Here is a 25,286-nt window from a genome sequence, read left to right as displayed (position 1 = left end):
TTGACTTTAAAAGAATTAATAAAATCCTGTAAAAGGAATAATCTTAAAGCTCAAAGTGAATTATACAACAAGTATAAAGATTCACTCTACCTACTATGTTTAAAATATTGCAAAACTACAGCAGAAGCAGAAGACAATCTACAAGACGCTTTTATAGACATCTTTAAGAATATAAAAAAGTACAATAATAAAGGATCATTTGAAGGTTGGATGAAAAGAATAACTATAAATAAAGCTATAGATAAATATAAAAAAGAAAGCCTTATAAATATTGTTATTAATGACGACATCATAAAAGATGACACAGTAGTAATTGAACCTATAACATTGTCTTTAGATGAATTATTAGATAGTATAAAAGCTTTACCAACGAGATATCGATTGGTTTTCAATCTTTATGAATTAGACGATTATTCGCATCAAGAAATTGCTGAAACATTATCGATAAGTATAGGTACGTCAAAATCAAATTTACATAGAGCCAAATTACTTTTAAGGGATATTATAAATAAAAAAAACGCTATAGTAAACATTAATAAGAAATCTAATGGACACTAAAAAAGATATAGGATCCCAAATTAAATCTGTTATAGAGAATCATACCGTTTCTCCAAATGATTCTGTTTGGGAACATTTGGAAGAAGGATTAAAAAGAAAGAAAAGAAAGAGACGACTCTTTTTCTTCTGGCTAACTTCTGGTATAGCTACAACAATAATGCTAGTCTTATTATTATTTAATAATGAGCTACTATTTAATTCAAAAAACAATAATCCTAATACTAATTCTATAATTACAGACAAGAAAACCAATAGCAATAGAGAAGATACAAATACTAAAACAATAGATATCAAAACTAATAGTAGAAAAAATAACTCTATATATATAAGTAATAAAACAAAAAACAATAAAATAAATACTACTCAAAATAGCTTTACTAAAAATAAAAAAACAAAACAATCTCAAATAGAAGACACATTATCATCTATAAATCATGCAATAGCAAAGAGTGGCATTTTAAAGGATAATAATTCCCATAATAATAAGAGTCAAAAAGAGACTACAATATTAAAAAAATTAGATTCAATAGGTTTCTATACAACTAAAAGTACTCTAGAAAACAACACAATAGCAAAAAAAGATTTGAGTATCGCTCTCAATACCAATAACAATGAAGATAAAACTAAGAAAAACTCAAAAAAAACAATAGACACTACGTTAACAAAAACACTTAAAAAAGGAGAAGAGCTGGTAAAAGAGGAAGAAGAAAACATATTAAGTAGATGGAATGTTTACCCTCATATTTCTATAGATTTTTATAGTAGTTTCAACAAATCATTTAGTAAAAACACAACCATTAATTATGGCCTTTATTTTGGTTATCTAGCGACTAAAGATATAAGCCTTAGAATAGGTGTCAACAAATTAAAATTTAAGTATAATCAAATTGAGAATAATTTACTTCAACATCAAGAACTTAGTTATATAGAACTTCCTTTAGAAATAAAATACAAAATGATAGATAAAAAAGTTAATGCTTCTATTCTTTTTGGAATTAGCTATCTCATTTTAGATGAAGCTAACATAACCACAAATCAAAATACAATATCAAACAAAAACTATTTTGAAGATAAAAACATATCATTAAATATAGGCATAGGCATGCAAACCAAACTATATAAACGCCTTGACTTTAATCTAGAACCCATTTTTAAATACCATCTTAAAGCACATACAGACGAATCAAATCTTTCAATATTTACTATGTCTATTTTAGCTGGGTTTGAATACAAGTTCTAAGATAGAGATTTTAGTTACATATTAATAATGAAAGTTATTCTAACAGTTCTAAATTATAGATTCTATTTAAAAACATAAAAACAACACTTCGTATTAGTTCTCTTTCTTTATTTTTTTATAAAGGAATAACCCTTTATATTTACCGGTAAACAATCCTATAAAAAGGAGCATATTAAAATAAAATTGTAACTTTTTGTAACAAAATGTAACTTATCTACGTATAACCATCGATAGCAAATTATTCACAAGTTAAAAATCACACTTATATATAGATGAGACAACTTAAAATTACCAAGCAGGTTACCAACCGTGAGACCGCATCGTTAGATAAATATCTACAAGAAATTGGAAAAGTTGACTTAATTACCGCAGACGAAGAAGTAGAATTAGCACAACGTATCAAGGCCGGTGACCAGATCGCTCTTGAAAAATTAACTAAAGCTAATTTACGTTTCGTAGTATCGGTAGCTAAGCAATACCAAAATCAAGGACTTACATTACCAGATTTAATTAATGAAGGTAACTTAGGGTTAATTAAAGCTGCACAACGTTTTGATGAAACACGTGGTTTTAAATTTATATCTTATGCAGTATGGTGGATTCGTCAATCGATTCTTCAAGCATTAGCTGAACAATCTCGTATTGTACGTTTGCCATTAAATAAGATTGGATCTATTAATAAAATAAACAAAACTTTTGCTTTTTTAGAGCAAGCACATGAGCGTCCGCCAAGTGCCGAAGAAATTGCAAAAGAATTAGATATGACTATTAATGACGTAAAGGAATCTATGAAGAATTCTGGCCGTCATGTAAGTATGGATGCTCCTTTAGTTGAAGGTGAAGATTCTAATCTTTATGATGTATTAAATTCTGGTGAGTCTCCAAACCCAGATCGTGAGTTATTACATGAGTCTTTACGTACTGAGATTGAACGTGCTCTTGAAACTTTAACACCTCGTGAAGCAGATGTAATTCGTCTTTATTTTGGTTTAGGAAACCAACATCCAATGACTTTGGAAGAAATAGGAGAAACTTTCGACTTAACACGTGAGCGTGTAAGACAAATTAAAGAAAAAGCAATTAGAAGATTAAAACATACTTCTAGAAGTAAAATATTAAAAACATATTTAGGATAGATAACACCTAAATTACAGTAACAAACAGTTATTCATAACTGTTCGTTTTTTGATTGATGAAAGAACCCGAAGCTGATTACTTCGGGTTCACTCATTTATAAACCTTACTTAAAGTATGTTTTATAATTTAGCAATCGCTTTTATTTACAAAATTCTTTTATTATCTTTAGTAAGCTATTAGTCTTTTTATCAAAATATTATCCTCTATTATTATGATAAAGACAATCTGCTACATTAGTAATATTAAAACTAATACTTCCCAAAAAGAATTAAGGAAGTTATCACATTCCATATCTAAAAAAAATGATGAATTACATGTAACTGGCGTACTTATTATACAAAATGGTCATTTTTTTCAAATCATGGAAGGTGAAGAAAGTACCATCGAAAATACTTTTAAAAAAATAGAATTAGACAAACGCCATTTTGGACTTATAAAACTACTAGATACAACAATAGACTATCGCATGTTTGAAGATTATGAAAGTGGACATTTTGGTATAGTAAATGATTTTTCTAATCTAAAAAAACTAAAAACTTACTTTGACTGGATTAAAAAAGCAAACATTTTAGCGATTGATGAATTGGTAATGCTAACCAATAACTTTCTTAAATACAGTACTTAGTTTCAAATAAGTCCTATTAATATTAACAATTATTGTTATTTAAATAGCTTAATGGAAATTAATTAGGCAAAAAACTTTAATTAGATAATTATTAATTTATTTTTGTCGAACAACTCAACAAGTAAAAAATGTCTTCAAAATTAATTGCACCTTCAATGCTTGCTGCCGATTTCGGCAATCTCCAACGTGATACAGAAATGGTTAATAATAGTGATGCAGATTGGTTTCACATTGATGTTATGGATGGTCACTTTGTACCAAACATCTCTTACGGGATGCCAGTAATTCAAGCTATAAAAAAGCATGCTACTAAGCCATTAGATGTGCATTTAATGATAGAAAAACCAGAACGTTATATTGAAGAATTTGCTAAAGTAGGTGCAGATATTATTACAGTACATCATGAATCTACTGTGCATCTTCATAGAACTCTAAGACAGATTAAAGATGCTGGTTGTAAAGCTGGAATTGTACTTAACTTAACGACTCCCGTTTCTGTTCTTGAAGATATTCTACCAGAATGTTACATGATTTTATTAATGTCTATTAACCCTGGTTTTGGTGGACAAAAATTTGAAGAAATTACCTATCAAAGAGTAAAGAAACTTCGTAAAATGATTGACGAACAAGGCTTAGATACTCTTATAGAGATTGATGGTGGCGTAACAGATAAAAATATAAAACAACTAGTAGATGCAGGTGCTAATGTTTTTGTTGCAGGAAGTCATGTATTTAAAAGTGATGACCAAACAGAAACGATTAAAAACTTAAAGACACTAGCTAATTCTTAATAACCAACAAAATTAAAATTTAGCATTTGCTTAATTTTTAAGTAAACATCAGGAAATTGAGACTTAAATTGTTTTGGAGTCTCAATAAATGTTTCAATTAAAACAGCTATAAATTCGAAATTATTTTCGAATGCATAAGCTCTAAAATAATCTGATTCTTCCATCTTTTTCTTATCTAAACTATTAGATTCAAGACTACTGTTTAGTTCTTCTAAACCTTTAATAAAAAGATGTGCACTTGTCTCATTATCTTTATCATGGAGATAACCAATATGCAATGCATGTACAAATTCGTGAATTCCTAAATTTAAATTATCATCTTCGATATCATAACCCAATTTAAAATCTTCCCATGATATAATGATAGCTCTAAATCCAGGATTAAAATGTCCTTTGTGATAATTTTTATCAATATTTGAATAAAATGTAGACGGATAAATTAAGATTCTATCTACTAAGTTTATATTATAATTTCTATAACCAAATGTTAACATTATAGCAGTTGCAGAAACTAATATTTTTTTTTCATCATCAATTTCCAAACCTTCTCTTCCTACGAATTCAACTCTAGACATGTATCTATAAACTCTATGCCTAAAATAAGTTTGCTCTTTTCTATTTAACTGCCTATAAAACTTAAAACTACTCTCAAGAATTTGTTTTTGATTAGGTTTTAGATCTCTTTTAATTAAATAAAAATGACGAAATAGAGGTCCAAAACCTGCATAATCTATTAAAATTCCTTCAATAAATTTAAAAATCAAATATATAAATGGGAGCACACCTATACCAATGAGTACATTAGATAAAATATTAATAAAAGAAGAATTTGGCGTGTTATTTTGTAATAGTATTAATAAGTTGGTCATATATTATATGTATTCTGTAATCATAATAAGTTACACTTTAGTAACCCGCAAAATTAAAATTTAACATTTGCTTGATATGCTTATATACATTAGGGAAATGACTTCTAAATTCACTTGGGGTTTCAAAAAAACTCTCTATTAATACAGAAAGAAATTCAAATTGGTTTGTAAAAGCGTATTCACGAAAGTATTTTGTTTCTATTAATTTTCCCCGAATATGTTCATTTTTTTGAAGAAAATCTGTTAAATCTAAAAAACGATTCTTAAATAAATAAGCACTAATATCATCTTCTCTCAAACTATTTAAATGCACAGCATGAACAGCTTCATGAATCCCTAAGTTTAAATTATCATTACCTATATTATAACCTTCAACAAAGTCTTCCCAAGATAAAACCAATGCCTTTAACATAGGATTAAATTCGCCTTTATGATGCTGGTCACTATGCTCTGAATAATATATTCCAGGATATATAATAATAGCATCTAGAGTATCTATCAAATATTTTCTAAAACCAAAAGTTAACATAACTGCTGTTGCAGAAATTAAAACTTTCATTTCCTCAGTTACCTTTAACTCTTGCCTTCCTACAAACTCTTTATCATTAATAAAACAAGCAACTCTATGTTGAAAATTACGTTGATGTTTTTTTGATAATTTCTTATAAAAATCAAACTTAGTTTCAAGTATTTTTAATTGTGTTCTTTTTAATTTCCGTTTATATAAATGATTAAAAACATAAAAAGGTTTGTGCTTATTATTGACATGAATCTGTTCGAAAAATTTAAAAAATTGATAAATAATAACTGCTGCCATACCAACAAAAAAAATAACCAAAAACACAATCGTCTGTGTTTTCATTTCTTGTTCTGGTAGATTTAACAATAATATTAAGGGAATCATAGAACTTGGAGCTTATAACATTAATAACGTATAGATAGCTACTAAAGTATAACACTAAAAATAATATAAGTAAACAAAAAACAACAAAAAGTGATAAGCATTAAAGTTTTATTCAAAAAATGAATCATTCAAATTTAATGCAGCTTGCCAACCTTTATTTCTACTTACTATAAAATCTTTTTTAGCATTACTTATATCATTTAGTTTTAAATAAGAAACACCTCTACTGTATTCAGGCCTTCCATTATCTAAATATTTATCATTAATTACTTTGGTAAAGTATGGTATAGCTGCTTTGTAGTTTTTTGTTATATTTTCTAATAAACCTAACTTAAAATGAGTAGGTAGATTATTTGGCTCCAGTTCTAAAACCTTTAGAAATTGCTGCCTTGATTTAATATATTCTTTTTGTTCAAAAAACTTATTCCCTTCTTTAAAATATTTAGTCATTTCATCTATAACATTCTGCTTCAATTTACTAGCAATAATGTCTGATTTTGATTTACTTGACATAATATTCTTGAGTTCCTTCTTATATTTTATAAGACTCTCATCGTATGGATATCTTTTTAAAGCGTCATTAACTTTATTCAGTGCCAAGGAATCATTTCTATAATATACCCTTATGTCATTACACATATTTAACCAACCTTTAATATTTTTCGGTCTAACTTTAAAATGTTTATCATATAAATTAAACAAAGCGATAGTATCCTTTCGTTTTTTATATATGTCTTTTAGTATATAAAAATTTGATTCTACACTTGGGGCCAAATCAAAAACTTCTTTAGAATAAATGTAAGCGCTATCTTCATTTTTTTTAACATTATAAAGCATAGCTTTTAGTGTTTTTGGCCATAAATTATTTTCGACACTAGAGATAGAATTATCTAAATGCAATAATGCTTTATCATATTGTTTAGTATTAATTGCAAACATTCCTCTTATATCATCATTAGTCATTCCTATTTGATTTACATAAGGAAAATCTGGTAACATATTATTAACCTGCTCATAAGAATAATTATATGTTTCTGTAAACGCATCTTTAGTTTTTACTTCTACCATCAAACTATACTGTATTTTAGACATTTTGAAATCCATATAGTGATTAACTAAATTAACCGCTAATAATACAGTCATTAAAACACCTAAAGCTTTTAATGTTTTATTGCTATATTTTTTTTGAGGATGCTCATCTCTAACATTTGAAAAACTTATAATAATTGCAAGGATAAATGCAAAAACAATTTGAATAGGAGCTCTATGGTGTGGGAAATTGAAAAAAGCATCTATCATATACCCTATTAATGCCAATGCGATAACAATTACGAAAATTCTATCCGAAGCTCTTTCTGAATGAATAAAACGTTTAAAAAGTAATACAAGACTTATAATATAAACACTCAAGTACAACATAAAACCAATAATTCCTGTTTCTGCAAGAGATTGCAAATAATCATTATGGACATGTGTATTAAATACAATTCCTTCTGTTGTATTATTTTTAGATATATCTATTTTAGAATTATGTCTCCAATTGCCAATACCAACACCTATTACTGGTGATTTTTTAAAATCTTTAATAGCAGATTCCCAAATATAATCTCTACCTGAACCATTTATTAAGTTTGTTTTCGCTTTAGGGTTATATAAATCCTTCTCCCTTTTAGTAAACATTAAATCTGAATAAGAATTTAGCTTATCATCATATATTCTATTAATTGAAATAGAAAAACCATAGGCAATAACCGAAACTAGCAATAATGGAAAAATAACTTTAACGCTTTTCTTTATAGAATATTTAGATATTATAAAGTAAGTCACTGAAAAAAGCACTAACACAATAGCCATTATTAAAACAGCTGTCCTAGCTCCAATTAATAAAAGACTAGTAATTACAAGAAGTACAGTTAATAATGATATTATTTTTTTTAACCCTTTAAGTTCTAAAAAAAGATATAACAAGAATGGTAATTTTATAACGATTGCTGTAGCTAGAATATTACGATTTCCATATTTGCTTGGGATTTCTAACAATAATTCATGAGTTCTTAATTCATTAAATCTTGAAGAGAAGTAATAAAAGACTTCAAATGATTCAATAAACAAAACAATACTTACTAATAGACTTAATCCCCAAAAAGTATATTTATTTTTTCTTCTAAAAAGAATATATAAATTAAAAACACTAAATATAAAAGAGAATATTCTTGATATATAAATAATACTTTCATCAATAATAATCGATTGTGTCATTGATACACAAGACAATAAAAAAGTTCCCAATTGTATATAAAAAAACCATTTTACATATTTAGGTACAGAAAAAGACAAGTATTGAGGAGACAATAAATAATATATGAAAACAGCTGTATTAACTATTCCAATATACAACCATTGTGTCGAAGCAAAATCAAAAGCTCCTAATGAAGGAACAAACATTGTTAGCAAATATAATATGATAATTATATAACTTATATGGTCTGCTTTTTTTAAGATCTTTTCCATCGTACTATATTAAAAAAACTAATGATTAATGACAAATTAATATTATAAATTCTAAACACTAATAAGGTTTCATTATTAATGTTATTTAAAACAAAATTACAGGCTATAAAGTAAAAATTGAGAGTTTAAATTTATGTAAAAACTTATTTTGAAAATAAAAGCTAAAAACATTCATTATTTAGATTGTTTTGATAGCACATTAATTATTAAACCACTTACAACAAGCAAAATACCAATTAAATTATAAATGTTATAAATTTCTTTAAACCAAATAACACCAATAATCATAGTAAAAACCACCTCAACATATTTTAATGGAGCTACCATATTAGTTTCTGAAGACTGTAGCGCTTTTGTCATATAATATTGTCCAAAATAACCAAATATCCCTAAACTAAATAACACAAACCATTCCCATAACTGAGGCATTTTCCAATAAAAAAGAGACAAACATCCCGAAATTATTCCAGAAATAATCATGAAATAATTAACAATAACCATTGGATGATCTTTGTCTCCTATTTTTCTTATAATAATATAAACTATACCTGCAAAAAAAGCAGACAAAAGAGCGTATAAAAGGCCTAACACATTCATTTCTATATCAAATCCTTTAATAATTACAACTCCTAAAAAGGCAATAACACAGGCTAACCACTGCACTTTTTTAATTTGTTCTTTAAGTATTAAAACAGCAAAAACAATAGCAAAAATGGGCGCTATATAGCGAATAGAAACTGCAGAACCCATAGAAATTAATTTTAATGATGAAAAAAACAACACCATTGAAATAAACCCAAAAACACTTCTTAACACTAATAGCTTTCTTTTATTTCCTAAGCTATAAATTTTGTTTTTTAATAAGAAAGGTACAGTAAAAAACAATGAACCAATAGATCTAAAAAACACTATTTGATACACATTAAAATGATTTAAATACTTAATAAATGTATTAAGCAGAGTAAAGCCTATAGCACTAATTAGCATGTATTGTATGGCTTTTTTCAGAAAATATTTTTTAGCGAATTGAACTTAAATGTAAGTGAAATCGTAAAGATAACAATCTATTTGTTGCTATAAATAATCAAGCATTTCTATAACTATTTTTTAATTCTTTAATAATATCAAGAGTCTTTTTTGTAATAGATTGAATTTTAGTTAAATCGTACTGTCCGTCTGTATTCTTATTTATTAATTTAGAACCTATACCTACGCATATAACACCTGCGTTAAACCAATTGGTCAAATTCTCTCTTGTGGGAGAAACACCTCCTGTTGGCATTATATTTGTCCATGGTTGCGGGCCACGAATCGCTTTAACAAATTCTGGACCATAAATTCCTCCAGGAAATAGCTTAACTATTTCACATCCTAATTCTTCTGCTCTAGTAATTTCTGTTAAAGAACCACACCCTGGGGACCATAATACTTTACGTCTATTACAAACTATTGCTATATCTTCTCTTAAAACTGGGGTAACTATAAAATTAGCCCCTAAAGCCATAAACCTAGAAGCTGTAGCTGCATCAGTAATAGAACCCACACCAAGAATCATATCTGGCATTTCTTTTAGAGTATATTGATTAAGTTCTTTAAATACTTCTTCAGAGAAATCACCTCTTGCAGTAAATTCCATTAATCTTGCACCACCATGATAACAAGCATTTAGTACTTGTTTACACTTATCTAAATCGTTATCATAAAACAAAGGAACTAACCCTGTTTTATTCATTATTGTAAAAACTTCTATTCTAGAATATTTTGCCATATATTTAATATTACCTGGAAACTTCTCCTTTATTTTCTCCTCCTAAAAAATGCTCTATATCATCAACAGAAACCAAGTTATAATCGCCATAAATAGTATGTTTTAGGCAACATGATGCGACTGCTATATTAATTGCTTTCTGTTTATCTTCATTATGATTTATAAGTCCATAAATTAATCCACCCATAAATGCATCGCCGCTTCCAACCCTATCCACTACAGGAGTAACCTCTTTAATATCGGCATCGTAAATATGCTTTTTATCGTATAAAACACCTCCTATTCTTTGATGAGAAGCACTAACCGAATATCGCAAAGTTGTAGCCATCGTTTCTAAATTAGGACAATGATCAAACACAATGTCATATAATTTAGGTAAAGATTTTAAATCTTGGTAATTAGGAAATTCTTTATTTAATCCAAGCATAAAATATGCTGTATCAATATCTCCTAAAATAATATTACTATACTTAAGAAGTTCTGGCATAATTTCGTGAGGTTGTTTACCATACTTCCATAGTTTAGACCTATAATTTAAGTCTGAAGAAATTGTAATCCCCAACTCATGAGCTACTTTTAGAGCTTCAAGACACTCATTAGCTGCTCCTTGTGATATAGCTGGAGTAATTCCACTCCAATGAAACCATGTTGCATCTTTTAGAATAGTTTTCCAATCAAATGCTCCTTTTTCTATTGTTGCCATAGCACTATTAGCCCTATCATAAACAACATTACTAGCTCTTGTTCCTGCTCCAGTCTCTAGAAAATAAATACCTAACCTATCTCCACCAAAAAGAATATTTTCATGATTAACATTTCTTTTACGCATTTCCATTAAGGCACTTTCCCCTATTTCATTCTTGGGTAATCGTGTTACAAATTCAGAATTAACACCAAAATTTGCCAGAGAAACTGCTACGTTAAATTCGCCACCACCATAAGTTGCATTAAAAGATTTTGCTTGAGAAAATCTAAGAAATCGCTCGGTAGATAATCGCAACATAATTTCACCAAAAGCTACAACTTTATTCATTTTGCCTTTTATTAATTATAATTTTATATCCCTAAAGCTTGACCGCCTCCAATTTGTATAGTTTCTGCTGTAATAAAAGAAGCATCCTTACTTGCTAAGAAAGAAATAACTCCAGCCACATCTTCTGGTTGTCCTAGTCTCCCTAACATAATATTATTAGCCCAAGATGCAAAAACTTCAGGTTTTGTTGCTTTAATTTGCGCATGAAATGGCGTATCTATAGTTCCAGGAGATACAGCATTTACTCTAATACCATACTCAGCAAGATCTTTTGCTAATGCCCTTGTAATAGCATGCACACCTGCTTTAGATGTTCCGTAGATTCCTGCTCCAGGTCCACCTGCAGTCCACCCTGCATTAGACGTATAATTAATTATAGATGAATGTTCTCCATTTTTAAGAAAAGGTATTGCAGCTCTTGAAGCAAAAAACACAGAATCTAAGTTTAAGGCCATTACATTTCTGTAAAACTCTGTTGTCATATCTTCGAACCTAGATCTTCCGCCTAATCCACCTGCATTATTTACAAGAACATCAATTCTACCGTACTTTTGGCCTATTTTAACAATATTAGAGGTTACAGCTTCTTCGTTTGTAACGTCAAAACCACAATATTCTGCTGTAATTCCATGTCCTGTAAGCTCTTTTACTTTTTCTGCACCTTCATCATCTTGAATTCCATTTAAAACTACAGTATATCCATCTTCACCTAATCTTTTTGCAACTTCGAAACCAATTCCTCCAGTTGCTCCTGTAACTACTGCTACTTTTCCGTTTGACTTGCTCATTTTTTATATTTTATTTTTTTAAACTTTATGATATATTTAATTTTCTGCGTTTACCACTAATTTTACTTTTTTTATTAAAAAGAAAATAGATAATACAGCTAGTACTACAGATAGTGTAATAGCTATAAATGCTGGTGTATATGACCCTTCGTTTGTTATTCTACCAATAAACCAGTTCATTATAATAGGAGATACAGCTGCAATAGTTCCAGCTAATCCCGCTAGTGTTCCTACAGATGGCCCTCTAAACAAATCACTTGATAGTGTTTGAATATTTCCTATAGCGAATTGAAAGCCAAAAAGTGCTAATCCTGCTAAATATATGAATGTCATGTAATTAGAGTCATTTACAAATAATACAATAGAAACAAAACCAACTATAATTAATAAGCTTCCTAAAACTATACTTGCTTTTCTTCCAATATCGACAGAAGTACGTTTTATTATCGCTTCTGTAAATAAGCCTCCTAAAATTCCTCCAGCTGCAGCCATGAGGTAAGATATCCACATGGTTTTCCCTATTTCTTCTATACTTAATCCAAATTTAGAATTCAAATAGATTGGCATCCAACCCGCAAAGAACCACCAAATAGGTTCTATAAAAAATCGACATAATAAAACTCCCCAGGGTTGCTTATAACTCAAAATCTTTCCTACGCTTAAACTTTTAGCGCCTTTAACTGCAACGTCGTTATTTTCTATTCGGTCATTAAGTATTAAATTTCTTTCGTTCTCAGTAATCCAAGGATGATCTTCTGGCTTTGATTTATTAATAACTAACCAAGGAATAACCCATAGTAAGCCTAACAATCCTAATATTATGTAGGTAGATTTCCATCCAAATTGCGCATATAGGTATACTATAACAACAGGAGCTAAGACATTACCAATAGAGGCTCCAGAGTTAAAAATACCTTGTGCTAATGCTCTTTGCTTTACTGGAAACCATTCTCCATTACTTTTTACTGCTCCAGGCCATAATCCTGCTTCTCCAAGTCCTAGTAGACCACGTGCTATTGATAATGTAGCGACTCCTTTTGCTAAAGCATGAAAAGCTGCTGCTAAAGACCACACCACAATAGATAAAACAAAACCTATTCTAGTACCTATTTTATCGTACAACCTTCCTGATAAAAATTTACTTGCAGCATAGGTTACCATAAAAATATTAAGCATTAGTGCGTAATCAGAATTATCCATCCCTAAATCTTTACCCATTTCTGGCCAAAGTAACGCAAAGGCTGTTCTATCAATATAATTTATTACTGTAGCGATAAAGATTAATATAATAATCCACCACCTTAATCCTTTTACTTTCATATGTTAGTTTAATTAATCGTATTAATTATAATATAGCTTATAAGCGATTATTATTATTTTTGGAACGATTGAATTTTATGAAAAGTAAATAACCTATTATGCTAATATATTAGCTATGTTGTTTTAGGTTTATTACTTCCCTCCAAGTATTTATTTATTATTTTCAAAAAAATAAATTGTGCACTTTATTTTTTGATTATATAGTTTAAATGCTATAACAATATTGATATAGTACACTAAAATGTTCTTTCATTTTTTGTTTTGCTAATTTTGGGTTTTGATTTTTTATAGCATCAAAAATTTCTTGATGTTCTCTAATACCTTGTTTAGATAAGTTTTTATCGCAAACATGATACTTCTCGAAATTAGTAATAATCTCGGGCGTAATAATTAACATAAATGTATTCATTGTACTATTACCACTTGCTTTTGCAATTGCTAAATGAAATAACAAATCTTCTTGTACTGCATCTTCATCATTATTAACCTTAATTGTATAAGCATCTAAAGCTTCTTTCATTTTCACTAAATCTTCATCACTCCTTCTTAAAGCTGCTAATCTTGCTGTTTTTAACTCTAATAATATTCTTGTTTCTACCAAAGATTTAAAGTCTGGATCCTCTAACCTTAGAATATCTTCTATCATACCATTCATAGCTATAACGCCAATGTTAGCTACAAATGTTCCACTTTGAGGAATAGACTTTAATAAACCGTAAAATTCAAGTTTTTGAATTGCCTCCCTTACATTAGTTCTTGATACTCCAAGTTTTTCTGAAAGCATACGTTCTGAAGGCAATTTATCTCCAGGCTCAAGATTTTTCGCATTAATTAAATCTTTAATATTTTCTATGATACGATTTTGAACATTTGCGTTTTCAGGTTTTGTTATTACTTCTAACTTCATAAACTTTTTATTAATTAACAGGTTATTTCAAAAGTATTAAATTTTAAATATTAATAATCAACTTGTTACTCTATATTCTGCTTTCTTTTTATATTTTTTTACTAAATTTTACTGATCAATTAAGATCAGTAAAATTTAGTTGAAGATGCTCATTAGGACTATTCAAATAATTTCTAATGTGTTACTTCTAAATTGTAATATCTTACTTTAGCAAAAGCACCTTCATCTCTTGTTTGAAAATAGTTTCCTGCTTTGAAATAGTTTTCAAAAACACCCCATTTTTTCATATGGATATTTTCATATACTTTATATTCATTATTATTTAAAACTACTACCATTTTACCTTCTGAAACCTTAACCTCGATAGTGAATTTTTTAAATCCTACTTTTTCTTTAAATGTAAACCCTTTATCATCTCCCCAAGCATCTTCATGTAATATTTGTTCTGCATTTGCATTTATATTTTTAAGTATTTTTGTTTTCACCCTTATTTTACCATCTTTCCAATAAATCTTAAGTATTGGAGGAGCATTATTATCATCTGCACCAATCAAATCTCTTTGTTCGTTAGTTAATCTCCCGTGAATTTGCATAATAATAGTTTTATGATATTTACCTTTTTTATCACGAGAAATCTCATCAATTGCTAATTTTCCTTTCATAATACCTCCTTGTTTAAAAGTCCAATTCACTTTATTACTTCCAGCAACCATTTGCTCCCTAAGCTCTGATCTAGAGTATTTAGTATTCCTTGTAGTTGCTTTACTTGGAAAAGCATAAAAAACTATTGCTCCTCTTGTAGAATCATTATACATAAAAGGTTTTAAATCCTTATTAGTTGCATAATCAAAAATTTCGGGAGGAGAAACTTCTTGAGGTTTTTTGCCATCTCCAGCAGGTGTTGTTACTTTCCAATGCGCTAAATCTATTTTTGGAAGCTTAACCCTTTTTTTTCTCTTCTTTTTCTTTTTTTTAGATTCAACTTTATCTTTTACTACTTCGCTTTGTGCTTGACAGTTAAAAGTAAAAACTGAAATTAATAGTAGTAAGGATAAAAATTTCATTCTTCGACACATAAATTTCAGTTCTTTTTAACTTTATATATTAATTAATTAATTGCTGTAATAGTTACAGAATCTGCTCTTATTTCTTCATCTCCACTATTATACCCATAGCTACCACTACTAGCACCTCCAATACCTCTTATAAAAAGCGCAACACTATCATTAGCTCCAGCATTAAAAGAATATGTTTGAGTGCTATAATCATCATTACCTGGATTACTAATTGTTTCTACTAAAAGATTATTTGTTGCATCTTCTACTTGTGCTACAGTAGTATAACCATAACCTGAATTAGGAAACTCTGGAGCGGTCGCATAATACGTTGGTGTATATCCGCCTACATAACCCGAACCTGATAACACTCTTACTTCAAGCATACTACCAGGAAAACTACCTGGTGGATTAGCTATATTTTTAAAAGATGTAACGATTTGTATAGTATAATCTGCATTTGGTGTAACTGCAAACTCTTGATAAACATGATCTGGTTCATTATTATCGAATTTAACAACGTTATTAGAACCTCCATTACCAGAACTAGATTCTCCTTGCTCTCCAATATCATCATTATCCCATCCTGAACAAGAACAGGTATTTGATGAACCCAGTTTAGCTAGTTTATCGAAATCTGCATTAACTAAAATAGGGTCTGGAACAGCTGGTTCTTCAGGTTCAACAACATCTATAGTTTCAGTAAATGTACTTGTTACTCCTAAGTCATCCATGGCAGTTAAAGTTACAGTATACATACCTTCTCCAGGATATGTATTTGCTCCATCTACATCTGTAGAGGTATTTCCATCTCCATAATCCCAACTATAACTTGTTGCACTTACTGAACCATTTGCAAATGTATAATCTTTCCATTCTTCATCTGGACCTGCGCCTTGAGAAGCCGTAAAACTTGCTAATGGTGGTGTAGCATCTGCTATAGAATTAGCATCTAATGGTTCAAATTTTTGAATATCATCACAACTATTATATGAGAAGACTATTATTATTGCTAATAAAGCGTAAACACTTTTTTTAATTTGTTTTTTCATGATTAATATTTTTTTAATTAATAACCTGGATTTTGTGACAATGCTCCGTTACTTAAGTTAATTTCTCTTTGCGGTATTGGAAGTAATAAATCTGATGAGTTAAAACTTCCACCAGTTGCGGCAGAGAATGTAGACAATACATTTTGCGCTTCTCCGAAACGAACTAAATCAAATAAACGATGATTCTCGAATGCTAGTTCCACTCGTCTTTCATCTAATAATTCTTGTTTTGTAATCATCCCATCATCATCTGCTAATAAACCTGCTCTTAATCTCACCAATTCAAAAGAATCTAAAGCAGCTTGAACTGATGTACTATTGCCTCCTGCCATAATAGCTTCTACATGCATTAATAATACGTCTGCATAACGTAATACTATCCAATCGTTTCCGGCTTTTGTTGGATCACTAGAAGTTGCTGCAATACCTAAAGAATCATCTCCATCTGGAATGTATTTTACTACTTGAAATTGTGTTGGTTGCTCTGTATCTACTCTATAAGAGTAAGGCACTCTATTTCCTCCTAATGCATCTAATACATCTCTTACATCTTGTGTTGTATAATTAACACCACTTGTTCTACCCACTGCGTTTAACCATTCAGCAGAAAAATTCTGACTATCTAAACCATCTCCTATATATCCAATAGCAAAAATGATTTCATTATTTAACTCATTAAAGAATACATCTTTAAAATTAGGCTCTAATGCGAAACCTGATGACATTACTTCTTCACATAAACCTTGTGCTAGTGTATAATTAGTACCTTGAGTTAAATATACTTTTGCCAATAAAGCTTGAGCTGCAGCTTTAGATGCTCTCGTTATATATGCATTGTCTAATCCATCTATTGCAGTGGTTAAATCACTTACTATTAAATTGTAAATAGTAGCTGTATCTACTCTTGTAAAAGATAAATCTGTATCTGCAGATGATATTACACGATCTATTAATGGAATATCTCCATATAATCTCACTAAATTAAAATAGGCATAAGCTCTTACAAATTTTGCTTCAGCTTCTATACTTGCTCTATTAGCATCTGATGCCACATTTAAGTTTTCTAAAACTACATTTGCTCTAAAGATTACATTGTAAAAACTTCTATAATAATCTTCAACAATACCATTTGTTGCCTCTACTGAATAGTTCTCAAATTGTGCAGCTTCTCCTTCACTACTTTTAGTTCTAGTATTATCACTTCGCATTTCAGTTAAATAAAATTCTACTTGTAATGCATGATAATCATTAGAAGATGTTGAGTTGACACCTTGAATGCCATCGTACATATTAATAACACCAGTTAATAATTCTGCTTCATTATTATAATATATATCTGCGTTAACTAATGATTCTAATTGCGGAGATAAAAAGTCTTTTTCACAAGAGGAAAATGAAATTCCTAATATAAACAAGAACATAATTTTTATTGATTTCATAATGTCTTTCATTTTAGTTGTTGTTTAATTAAAATTCTAAATTTAATCCTAATGTTACAGTTTGTTGAATTGGCGAACCAGCTCTTTGGTAACCATAAGTAGTTGGACTTGTATTATTAATAGATTCTGGATTAAAACCTGTATAATCACTTGCGGTAAAATATAATAGATTAGTTCCTGAAGCATAAAGCCTAGCTCTAGATAGTTTTAATTTTGATGCTAATCTACTTGGTAAACTATAGCCAATATTTACATTTCTTAATGCTACATATGAAGCATCTTGTATAATATCATTTGTAAAGATTTTTTGTTTTATAAATCCTTGGTTAGGCGTTGTTGCCGTATCAAAATCCTGAGAACTATTAAAATGATTAAATAAATATTGATCTCCCATATTTCTAATCTCTGCTCCATGACTTCCTTGAAACATAAAACTTAAATCGAAGGCTCCTACTTTAAAATCATTTGTTAAACTCCATATAAAATCTGGATAAGGATCTCCTAAAATAGTTTTATCATCATCATCAATAACTCCATCGCCATTTAAATCTTTTACGTAAACATCTTGTGCTTGACCTCCAACTGGATGATATGGATTATTAATGTATTCTAAAGGAATATCACTATCTACAACCCAACCATAGTAAGATGATATTGGATTCCCTACTAGATTAATCCATTCTGCTGCCCTTTTTGAATCTACATTTTGAATTTGCCCATTAGAGTCTGCAAAATCAATTAATTCATTTTTATTTCTAGAAGCCAGAATAGTAGTACTCCATCTAAATTTCTCTTTACTAATATTTCGAGTTCTTAATTCTATTTCAAAACCACTATTTTGAACTTCACCTATATTAATTAAAGCACTATCGAAACCTGTTGTTACAGATATAGGATTATCTATTAATAATTGGTCACTTGTTCGTTTATAATAATCAAAAGAACCTGTTACAATATTATTGAACAAACCAAAATCAATACCTGGATTAATTTCTATAGAACGTTCCCAAGCTAAATCTGGGTTAGAAATGTTTATTGGATTGAAGCCACTCTCAACACTTCCATCTACTACAGCTGTTGAAGATTGCAATAATGATAAATATGGAAAGGCATCAATTAAAACATTTCCTGAATCTAAATTCGGATTTCCAGCTGTACCATAACTCATTCTTAATTTTAAATTATTAACAACATTGCTTTCGCTCATAAACTCCTCATTGCTAACTATCCAACCTGCAGATGCCGCTGGAAAATTAGCGTATTTTGAATTTTGTCCAAACCTAGAAAAACCATCTCGTCTAAAACTTACAGATACCAGATACTTATTATCATATGCATAGTTAATTCTACCTAAATAAGACAATAATCTTTCTGGATATTCAAAAGATTGACCAACTACAGTTAAAGGATCTGCTGCAGTAATAGTCTGTACTAAATCGCTATCGTAACCAGCACCTGTTACACTTTCAAATGTAGTATCCCATTTTTCGGCCGAGAAACCTGCAATTGCATTTACCTCATGATTTCCAAATGATTTATCATAAGTAAAAATATTATCTGTAACCATATGAACTCTGTTAGTTGTAGATTGATCTAACTGTGTTGCATCTGCTCCATTTCTACTAGCTTGTACGCCTTGCCAACGGTCTCTTTTTGTATTTTGATAATCTCCAGAAACAGTTGTTTTAAAAGATAAGCCATCTATAATTTTATATTTTGCAAAAAAGCTTCCTGCAACTTTAAATTTATAGTCGTTACGATCACGCTCAAGAACTTTAGCTGCTGGATTTGTATTAGATGTATTACTAATATCTGTTCCGCCAGATTCTATAGGTGTCATAGTTGTTAAATCGTAATCATCAAACATACGTTGCACAGCATAATCACCAATTTGAGCATTAGCATATTTGCCACCATCTCTAAGTCTATTTACATATTGAATAGTATTCTCATCTAAGTATAAAGGCAACCAAGGTGTTTGTCTTAAAATATCATGTGTAGACCCATCAAAACGTCTTCTATTGGTATATGTAGGAGAAATATTTAATCCAACAGAAAACTTATCATTTAATTTTGTGCTTAACTTAGCTCTAATTGAATATTTTTTATAATCATCAGTCAATAAAACACCTTCATCATGAACATAGTTTAATGATGTACTAAATTTTGTAGTTTCGCTTCCACCTCTGGCAGCAAAAGAATGACTATTAATGGTACCGCCTTCAAAAATAACATCTTGCCAATCTCTATCTACGCCTATTAATTGTTTTACTCTTGTTCTATCTGAAATTGTTCCAGTTGCTGCTCTTTCTGCCGCTGCTGTTTCGGCTACAGTAAAATAATAGTCTTCACTTTGTCTTGCTTCCTTAAACCCAGTAAAAGTATTATAACTAAACTTAGTCGCTCCATCTTTACCACTCTTAGTTGTTATTATAATTACTCCATTTGCTCCTCTTGCTCCATATATAGCAGTTGACGATGCATCTTTTAACACTTCAAAAGACTCTACGTCATTCATATCAAAAGATCCCAAAAAATCATTATCAACTACTAAACCGTCAACAACAATTACTGGATCTGAACTTCCAGATATAGATCCTGTACCACGAATTCGAATTGTTGGAGCAGATCCTGCTTCTCCTTCTGTTGCAGCTACTGTAACACCAGAGACTTGTCCAACTAAGGCTTCATCAACTCTAGGGACAGCAATTTGATCTAAATCATCATTCTTTATTTTAGAAATTGCCCCTGTAATATTCCCTCTTTTCTGAGTACCATAACCTATTACAACTACCTCTTCTAGCTTATTAGCATCTTCTACTAATGCTACTGCTAGTGTATTCTCTTTTTTAACTGGAATAAGTTGTGTTACATATCCAATGTAGGAAAACTTAAGCACATCCCCTTCTTTAACGTTAATCTCAAAATTTCCGTCAAAATCTGTAGTTGTCCCATTATTGGTACTTACAGCAACTACATTAACTCCTGGCATAGGCAGATCATCTTCCGATGACACCACCTGACCTTTTAATGTAAAGTTCTCTTGAGCAAAAGCTGAAATACACATAAAGAGTATTACAAATAATGCCGACTTAGCTTTTAAATTCATAATTAGTTTTTAAATTTTTGTTAGTTAATAGATTGACTTAACTTAAAAACATAATTTCCGCAAGTAATTTTTCTTTATTATCTTTACGTCTTATGCTAATAAGCATTATACTTCCCTCCAAAGAAGTATTTTTAAAAGGACAGGTGTGCATCTGTCCTTTTTACTTTACCAATAAATTGGTTTACCAAACTGGTTAACCAAATATATGCAAAAAAAATTTAATAACAACATTATATTGAGAATAATGCAATTAATTAAGATTTATTCCATAAAATCCTCACGAATAGGACTAAAGACATCTATAAGTATTCCTGCTTGAGTACAAACTGCCCCATGTAGTACATGTGGTGGAATATAAACGGTATCTCCTCCTTTTACTATTTTAGTTTCTTTACCTATCGAAAATTCAAATACACCACTTTCTACGTAAGTTACTTGACTATGGTAATGTTCGTGTTTATATCCAATACCTCCTTTGTCAAAGTATACTTTAACTAACATAATCTTATCATCATAGCCCATAATCTTTCTTTTTACTCCTTCGCCTACAACCTCCCATTCTAGGTCTTTGTCTAATATAAATTCTTGACTTGCTCCAAATGTTTTCATATAATATATTATTTAATAAGTTTAAAAATCGACCATTAATAACTTGTAATAAAGCTTACTTTTGAGGAACACCAGGACCAACCGTTGCTTCTCTAAACCAGACTTCTGTATAACAGCCATTTTTATATTGTTTAGCGATATCGCCTCCAAAAGTTTCTGCACCTGCACACCAAACCATATTTTTTTCTGGACTTTTTCCATTTGTTTGATTGTAAGCTCCTTGTTTGAAGTAACCCAATTCTCCTGCATAAGCAGTAGCTCTTTCTGTTCCGTCCTGCCCTATAGGTACAAACAATTTCTTGACTTGTGCTGGTATGTCTGATTTATTTACATATTCAGATTCGATTAGATTTTTAGTAAATGTTCTTGTTTTATGACCTTCACTTTTGAATGTTAAATACATAATACCTTTGTATACATTCACTTCATAACTAAATTCTTCACCTAGTTCTATACCATCTTTTGGTTCTGAAGGATAATCATTTTTACTTGTTCCAATAACAGACATATCGTTACCCCAAACTGCGGTGGAATAATCCCATCTACCAGAATTATCATCACCCGCAGTATTTATTTCATAATTCCAAAAAACGGATCCTTTTGTATGGCCTGGAAACTTCTTATAAAATAATTTAAAAGGCTCATTTTCATGCCCTTCGCCACTATGAATTTGCCCAACCACAGTTGAGTAAGACGCAGCAACTCTAGCATCACCAGAAATGGAAACCTGCATAACTTTACAAGTCCCTGTTAATCTACCTCCTTGTTCTGGAGTCCAATCTCTTTTTTCATGTAACTCTGTTCTTGTATTACTTGAATTCTTTGAAGTAACTCCAGAATTTGGAGTCTTATATACTACCCAACGTCTAGTACCATCAATTACACTATAGAAAAAATCTTTATGTTCAAAATCAACTAGATCTTCAACATTAGTCCCATCTCCCATTAGCATTTTAAACTTATCCATAAAAGGTATCACTTCACTTGGATAAACTGTTTTTTTACTCAAACCATCATTAGCTTGAAAATATCCTACATTAGAAATAGCATCATCACTAATCTCTATATTTGCCGTTTTAAACCATACTTCGGCATAATTACCATCTGCGTATTGCTTTTGAATATCACCACCATGGGTCTCTGCGCCAGAACACCAGACTTTATTTACTTTTGGGTCTTTTCCGTTAGTTTGATTATAGCAACCAAGTTTAAAAAAGAGACCTTCATCTGTATAAGCATTTTCACGTTCTACACCATCCTGACCTATAGGCACAAATAAATCCTTGACTTGTTCTGGCATATCTGAACGTTTTGTATATTCAGAAGACATAAGATTTTTAGTAAATGTTTTGGTTTCATGTCCTTCACTAGTAAATTTAAGATACATTATACCGTTCTTAATCTCTACTTCATAACTAAATTCTTCACCTAAAGCAATCCCGTCTTTTGGTTCTTGTGGATAGTTTCCTTCATTAGTCCCAACAACAGAAAAATCATATCCCCAAATAGGATAGGAATAATCCCATCTTCCAGAATTATCATCTCCTTTGGTATTTATTTCATAATTCCAAAAGACTGAACCTTTGGTATGACCTGGGAATTTTTTATAAAATATTTTTAGAGGTTCGTTCTCATGTCCATCTGCGCTATGGATTTGACCAACAACTACGGAGTAAGTTGAAGCAACTCTTGCATCTCCAGTGGTTGCCACATTCATTACTTTAAGGGTAGCGTTCATTTTTGCATCGGACATTGGTGACCACTTTTTTAATTGAGCCAGCTCAGTCCTTGTATTATTTGAAGTACCATGAGTATTTCCTGCATTTGGCGTTTTAAATACTACCCAATCTGTATTATTATCTTTCGCTGTATAGAAGAAATTTTTATTTTCATAATCAATTGCTTGACCAACATTAGATCCATCTCCTAAAATTAAATTCCAATGTTGAAAAAAAGGAATTACGTCATTTGCATTTCCAACAATAGCTACCTTTTCATTATTATAATTTTGCTTTTTGTTATCATTACAACTATTAAATAGTAGAATAATAAATGTATAATAGGCAAAAATTAATTTAAAAGTTTTGAATTTCATGTTTTAGGATATTTCGTTTATTTTTAAAGTAATAAAGCAACTACCAGTGTTTCTGTATTATTTTAAATTACTCAATTATTATCTTTTTACTAATACTGTTTCTGTTTACCGAATTAATTCTTAACATATACTGACCAATACATAAGCTAGACAGATTAAGTTAACTGTGAGTGTAAGAATAAAAAATAATTTTGTTTTCATAATTTATAGATTAATAGTTAGTTTTAATGCACGACATTTAAATTATAATATTTTACATAAGAAAATGCATCAGCATGAGTTGTAGTTAAATAGTTACCAGCCTTAAAGTAGTTTTCATACGGCCATTTATCTAAACTAACATCCTCGTATATGTATGCATTTTCATCGTTAAGCTGAACTTCTATTCTAGCATCTGAAGCTTTTATTCTAAAATCAAAAGCATCAAAACCAACATAACCCAAATTAACCTTTATGTCTGTCCATGTATTATTAGAAGTTTCTAATAAATCATCTCCGTCTGTACTTTCATTTATTAGAGACTTTTTATGACACCAAACAAAACCATCTTTCCAATAGATCTTTATTAATGGCGGGCCATTATTTGATGAAAAACCATGAATCTCCATATCTTCTTCAGAAATAATTCCATGAATTTGCATAACAATAACTTTATGGTAGTCATCACTAGACTCATTATTTTCAGAGATTGATGCAACTTTTAGTCTTCCACTCATTTCTCCACCTTCAGCTAATGTCCAGTTTTCTCTAGAATTTGATGGGTTTATTAATTCTCTCAATTCTGTTCTAGAATATAAGCTATTAGTCGTTGAAGTTTCTGGATAGGTATAAAACACTAACGAAGAATCTTCAGCATCATCATACATATAAGGTTGTATTGCCGCATTGGTTTTATAACCATTATTAATCAAATCTGCTGGTTGGTATTCGTCTGGACTCCCATTATTATTTTCGTCTACTGGCAGAGTAACTTTCCAGTTCGAAAAATCTATATCTGCATATGTAATAGGTGGTAGATTGTCATCACTTACATTTGGATTGTTATTTGTTGTTGACCCTGAATCTAATGACACTGGATCTTCTTTACTATTGCATGCGCATAATACTAAAAGCAAACACACATATATTATTTTATATTTTATCATTATATAAAAATTGGTTAACCAATCTGGTTTACCAAATATAGTAATATATAATTAAAATCAAAATAAAGCGCTTATTTTTCTTAATGATTAAATATAAATAAGAGTGATTTTAATAGTATTAAACCTATACTATTGACTAAGAAGATGAGTTTTTTTAGCAGCATAAAGAGCTATAAAACTTAGGTAAACTGGTTTTTACAAATTATTATTAAGAAGGGCAACTTCATTTTACTTTGCAACCCACAAAACCCCGCTTTGATAAAAGAAAACGCTGATAAAAATAATCTCAAGCAAGCTTGATTAACGCAAATCATTTTTAAAAGGATTACTT

21 protein-coding genes are annotated in these 25,286 nt (G+C 29.9%); 5 read left to right on the top strand and 16 right to left on the bottom strand.

Annotated elements, in window-relative coordinates; all coding sequences use genetic code 11:
- The 5 genes from Q0997_RS19210 to rpe all read left to right on the top strand — a co-directional run bounded on the left by Q0997_RS19210 (position 1) and on the right by rpe (position 4,351).
- Positions 1 to 558, top strand: a complete 558-nt coding sequence (locus Q0997_RS19210) for an RNA polymerase sigma factor (protein WP_299892060.1) — start codon at positions 1 to 3, stop codon at positions 556 to 558.
- Entirely contained in the window at positions 548 to 1,798 is a 1,251-nt protein-coding gene (locus Q0997_RS19205) for an outer membrane beta-barrel protein (protein ID WP_299892057.1), read from the top strand. The genes Q0997_RS19210 and Q0997_RS19205 overlap by 11 nt, the downstream gene beginning before the upstream one ends.
- Positions 1,799 to 2,070: 272 nt before the next feature.
- Positions 2,071 to 2,934 carry a sigma-70 family RNA polymerase sigma factor gene (locus tag Q0997_RS19200; RefSeq protein WP_055435630.1) on the top strand — a complete coding sequence of 288 codons (864 nt, stop codon included), beginning with the start codon at positions 2,071 to 2,073 and terminating at the stop codon, positions 2,932 to 2,934.
- A gap of 212 nt (positions 2,935 to 3,146) precedes the next feature.
- Positions 3,147 to 3,560, top strand: a complete 414-nt coding sequence (locus tag Q0997_RS19195) for a BLUF domain-containing protein (RefSeq protein ID WP_299892055.1) — start codon at positions 3,147 to 3,149, stop codon at positions 3,558 to 3,560.
- A gap of 128 nt (positions 3,561 to 3,688) precedes the next feature.
- A complete protein-coding gene (gene rpe / locus Q0997_RS19190) occupies positions 3,689 to 4,351 on the top strand; it encodes a ribulose-phosphate 3-epimerase (RefSeq protein WP_299892052.1) in 663 nt (220 codons plus the stop codon).
- Here the strand turns inward: rpe and Q0997_RS19185 are convergent.
- The 16 genes from Q0997_RS19185 to Q0997_RS19105 form a co-directional block, all read right to left on the bottom strand.
- The gene (locus Q0997_RS19185; RefSeq protein WP_299892049.1) at positions 4,348 to 5,220 is read right to left on the bottom strand and encodes a zinc-dependent peptidase; all 873 of its coding nucleotides are present in this window, start codon (positions 5,218 to 5,220) and stop codon (positions 4,348 to 4,350) included. The genes rpe and Q0997_RS19185 overlap by 4 nt on opposite strands.
- Before the next feature lie 37 nt (positions 5,221 to 5,257).
- Positions 5,258 to 6,124, bottom strand: coding sequence for a zinc-dependent peptidase (locus Q0997_RS19180; protein WP_299892047.1), 867 nt, complete (start codon positions 6,122 to 6,124; stop codon positions 5,258 to 5,260).
- Between the two features lie 108 nt (positions 6,125 to 6,232).
- Positions 6,233 to 8,635 carry an O-antigen ligase family protein gene (locus Q0997_RS19175; RefSeq protein WP_299892044.1) on the bottom strand — a complete coding sequence of 801 codons (2,403 nt, stop codon included), beginning with the start codon at positions 8,633 to 8,635 and terminating at the stop codon, positions 6,233 to 6,235.
- A gap of 174 nt (positions 8,636 to 8,809) precedes the next feature.
- Positions 8,810 to 9,643: a DMT family transporter gene (locus Q0997_RS19170; RefSeq protein WP_367180226.1), complete on the bottom strand. Its 834-nt coding sequence runs from the start codon at positions 9,641 to 9,643 to the stop codon at positions 8,810 to 8,812.
- Positions 9,644 to 9,719: 76 nt separating this feature from the next.
- Complete coding sequence (locus tag Q0997_RS19165; RefSeq protein ID WP_299892039.1) at positions 9,720 to 10,403, bottom strand: bifunctional 4-hydroxy-2-oxoglutarate aldolase/2-dehydro-3-deoxy-phosphogluconate aldolase; 684 nt, start codon at positions 10,401 to 10,403, stop codon at positions 9,720 to 9,722.
- A gap of 10 nt (positions 10,404 to 10,413) precedes the next feature.
- On the bottom strand, positions 10,414 to 11,436 hold the full coding sequence (locus Q0997_RS19160; RefSeq protein ID WP_299892036.1) for a sugar kinase: 1,023 nt from the start codon (positions 11,434 to 11,436) through the stop codon (positions 10,414 to 10,416).
- 23 nt (positions 11,437 to 11,459) lie between these two features.
- Entirely contained in the window at positions 11,460 to 12,224 is a 765-nt protein-coding gene (locus Q0997_RS19155) for an SDR family NAD(P)-dependent oxidoreductase (protein ID WP_299892034.1), read from the bottom strand.
- 36 nt (positions 12,225 to 12,260) lie between these two features.
- Positions 12,261 to 13,544: an MFS transporter gene (locus Q0997_RS19150; protein ID WP_299892031.1), complete on the bottom strand. Its 1,284-nt coding sequence runs from the start codon at positions 13,542 to 13,544 to the stop codon at positions 12,261 to 12,263.
- Positions 13,545 to 13,749: 205 nt separating this feature from the next.
- Positions 13,750 to 14,451, bottom strand: coding sequence for a FadR/GntR family transcriptional regulator (locus Q0997_RS19145; protein ID WP_299892028.1), 702 nt, complete (start codon positions 14,449 to 14,451; stop codon positions 13,750 to 13,752).
- A 173-nt stretch (positions 14,452 to 14,624) separates the two neighbouring features.
- Positions 14,625 to 15,515, bottom strand: a complete 891-nt coding sequence (locus tag Q0997_RS19140; RefSeq protein ID WP_299892025.1) for a polysaccharide lyase family 7 protein — start codon at positions 15,513 to 15,515, stop codon at positions 14,625 to 14,627.
- Positions 15,516 to 15,559: 44 nt separating this feature from the next.
- Positions 15,560 to 16,558 carry a PKD domain-containing protein gene (locus Q0997_RS19135; RefSeq protein WP_299892022.1) on the bottom strand — a complete coding sequence of 333 codons (999 nt, stop codon included), beginning with the start codon at positions 16,556 to 16,558 and terminating at the stop codon, positions 15,560 to 15,562.
- Between the two features lie 17 nt (positions 16,559 to 16,575).
- Positions 16,576 to 17,997: a RagB/SusD family nutrient uptake outer membrane protein gene (locus Q0997_RS19130; protein ID WP_299892019.1), complete on the bottom strand. Its 1,422-nt coding sequence runs from the start codon at positions 17,995 to 17,997 to the stop codon at positions 16,576 to 16,578.
- 28 nt (positions 17,998 to 18,025) lie between these two features.
- A complete protein-coding gene (locus tag Q0997_RS19125) occupies positions 18,026 to 21,106 on the bottom strand; it encodes a TonB-dependent receptor (protein ID WP_299892016.1) in 3,081 nt (1,026 codons plus the stop codon).
- 261 nt (positions 21,107 to 21,367) lie between these two features.
- Positions 21,368 to 21,715: a cupin domain-containing protein gene (locus Q0997_RS19120; protein WP_299892013.1), complete on the bottom strand. Its 348-nt coding sequence runs from the start codon at positions 21,713 to 21,715 to the stop codon at positions 21,368 to 21,370.
- A gap of 55 nt (positions 21,716 to 21,770) precedes the next feature.
- A complete protein-coding gene (locus Q0997_RS20500) occupies positions 21,771 to 23,810 on the bottom strand; it encodes a polysaccharide lyase family 7 protein (RefSeq protein ID WP_367180225.1) in 2,040 nt (679 codons plus the stop codon).
- A gap of 224 nt (positions 23,811 to 24,034) precedes the next feature.
- The gene (locus Q0997_RS19105) at positions 24,035 to 24,955 is read right to left on the bottom strand and encodes a polysaccharide lyase family 7 protein (protein WP_299892009.1); all 921 of its coding nucleotides are present in this window, start codon (positions 24,953 to 24,955) and stop codon (positions 24,035 to 24,037) included.
- Positions 24,956 to 25,286: the final 331 nt, after the last annotated feature.

The sequence above is a fragment of the uncultured Lacinutrix sp. genome, from assembly GCF_947500325.1.
Classification (GTDB): domain Bacteria; phylum Bacteroidota; class Bacteroidia; order Flavobacteriales; family Flavobacteriaceae; genus Lacinutrix.
Note: the sequence above shows the minus strand (reverse complement) of the source record. Positions and strands in the feature narration are given on the sequence as shown.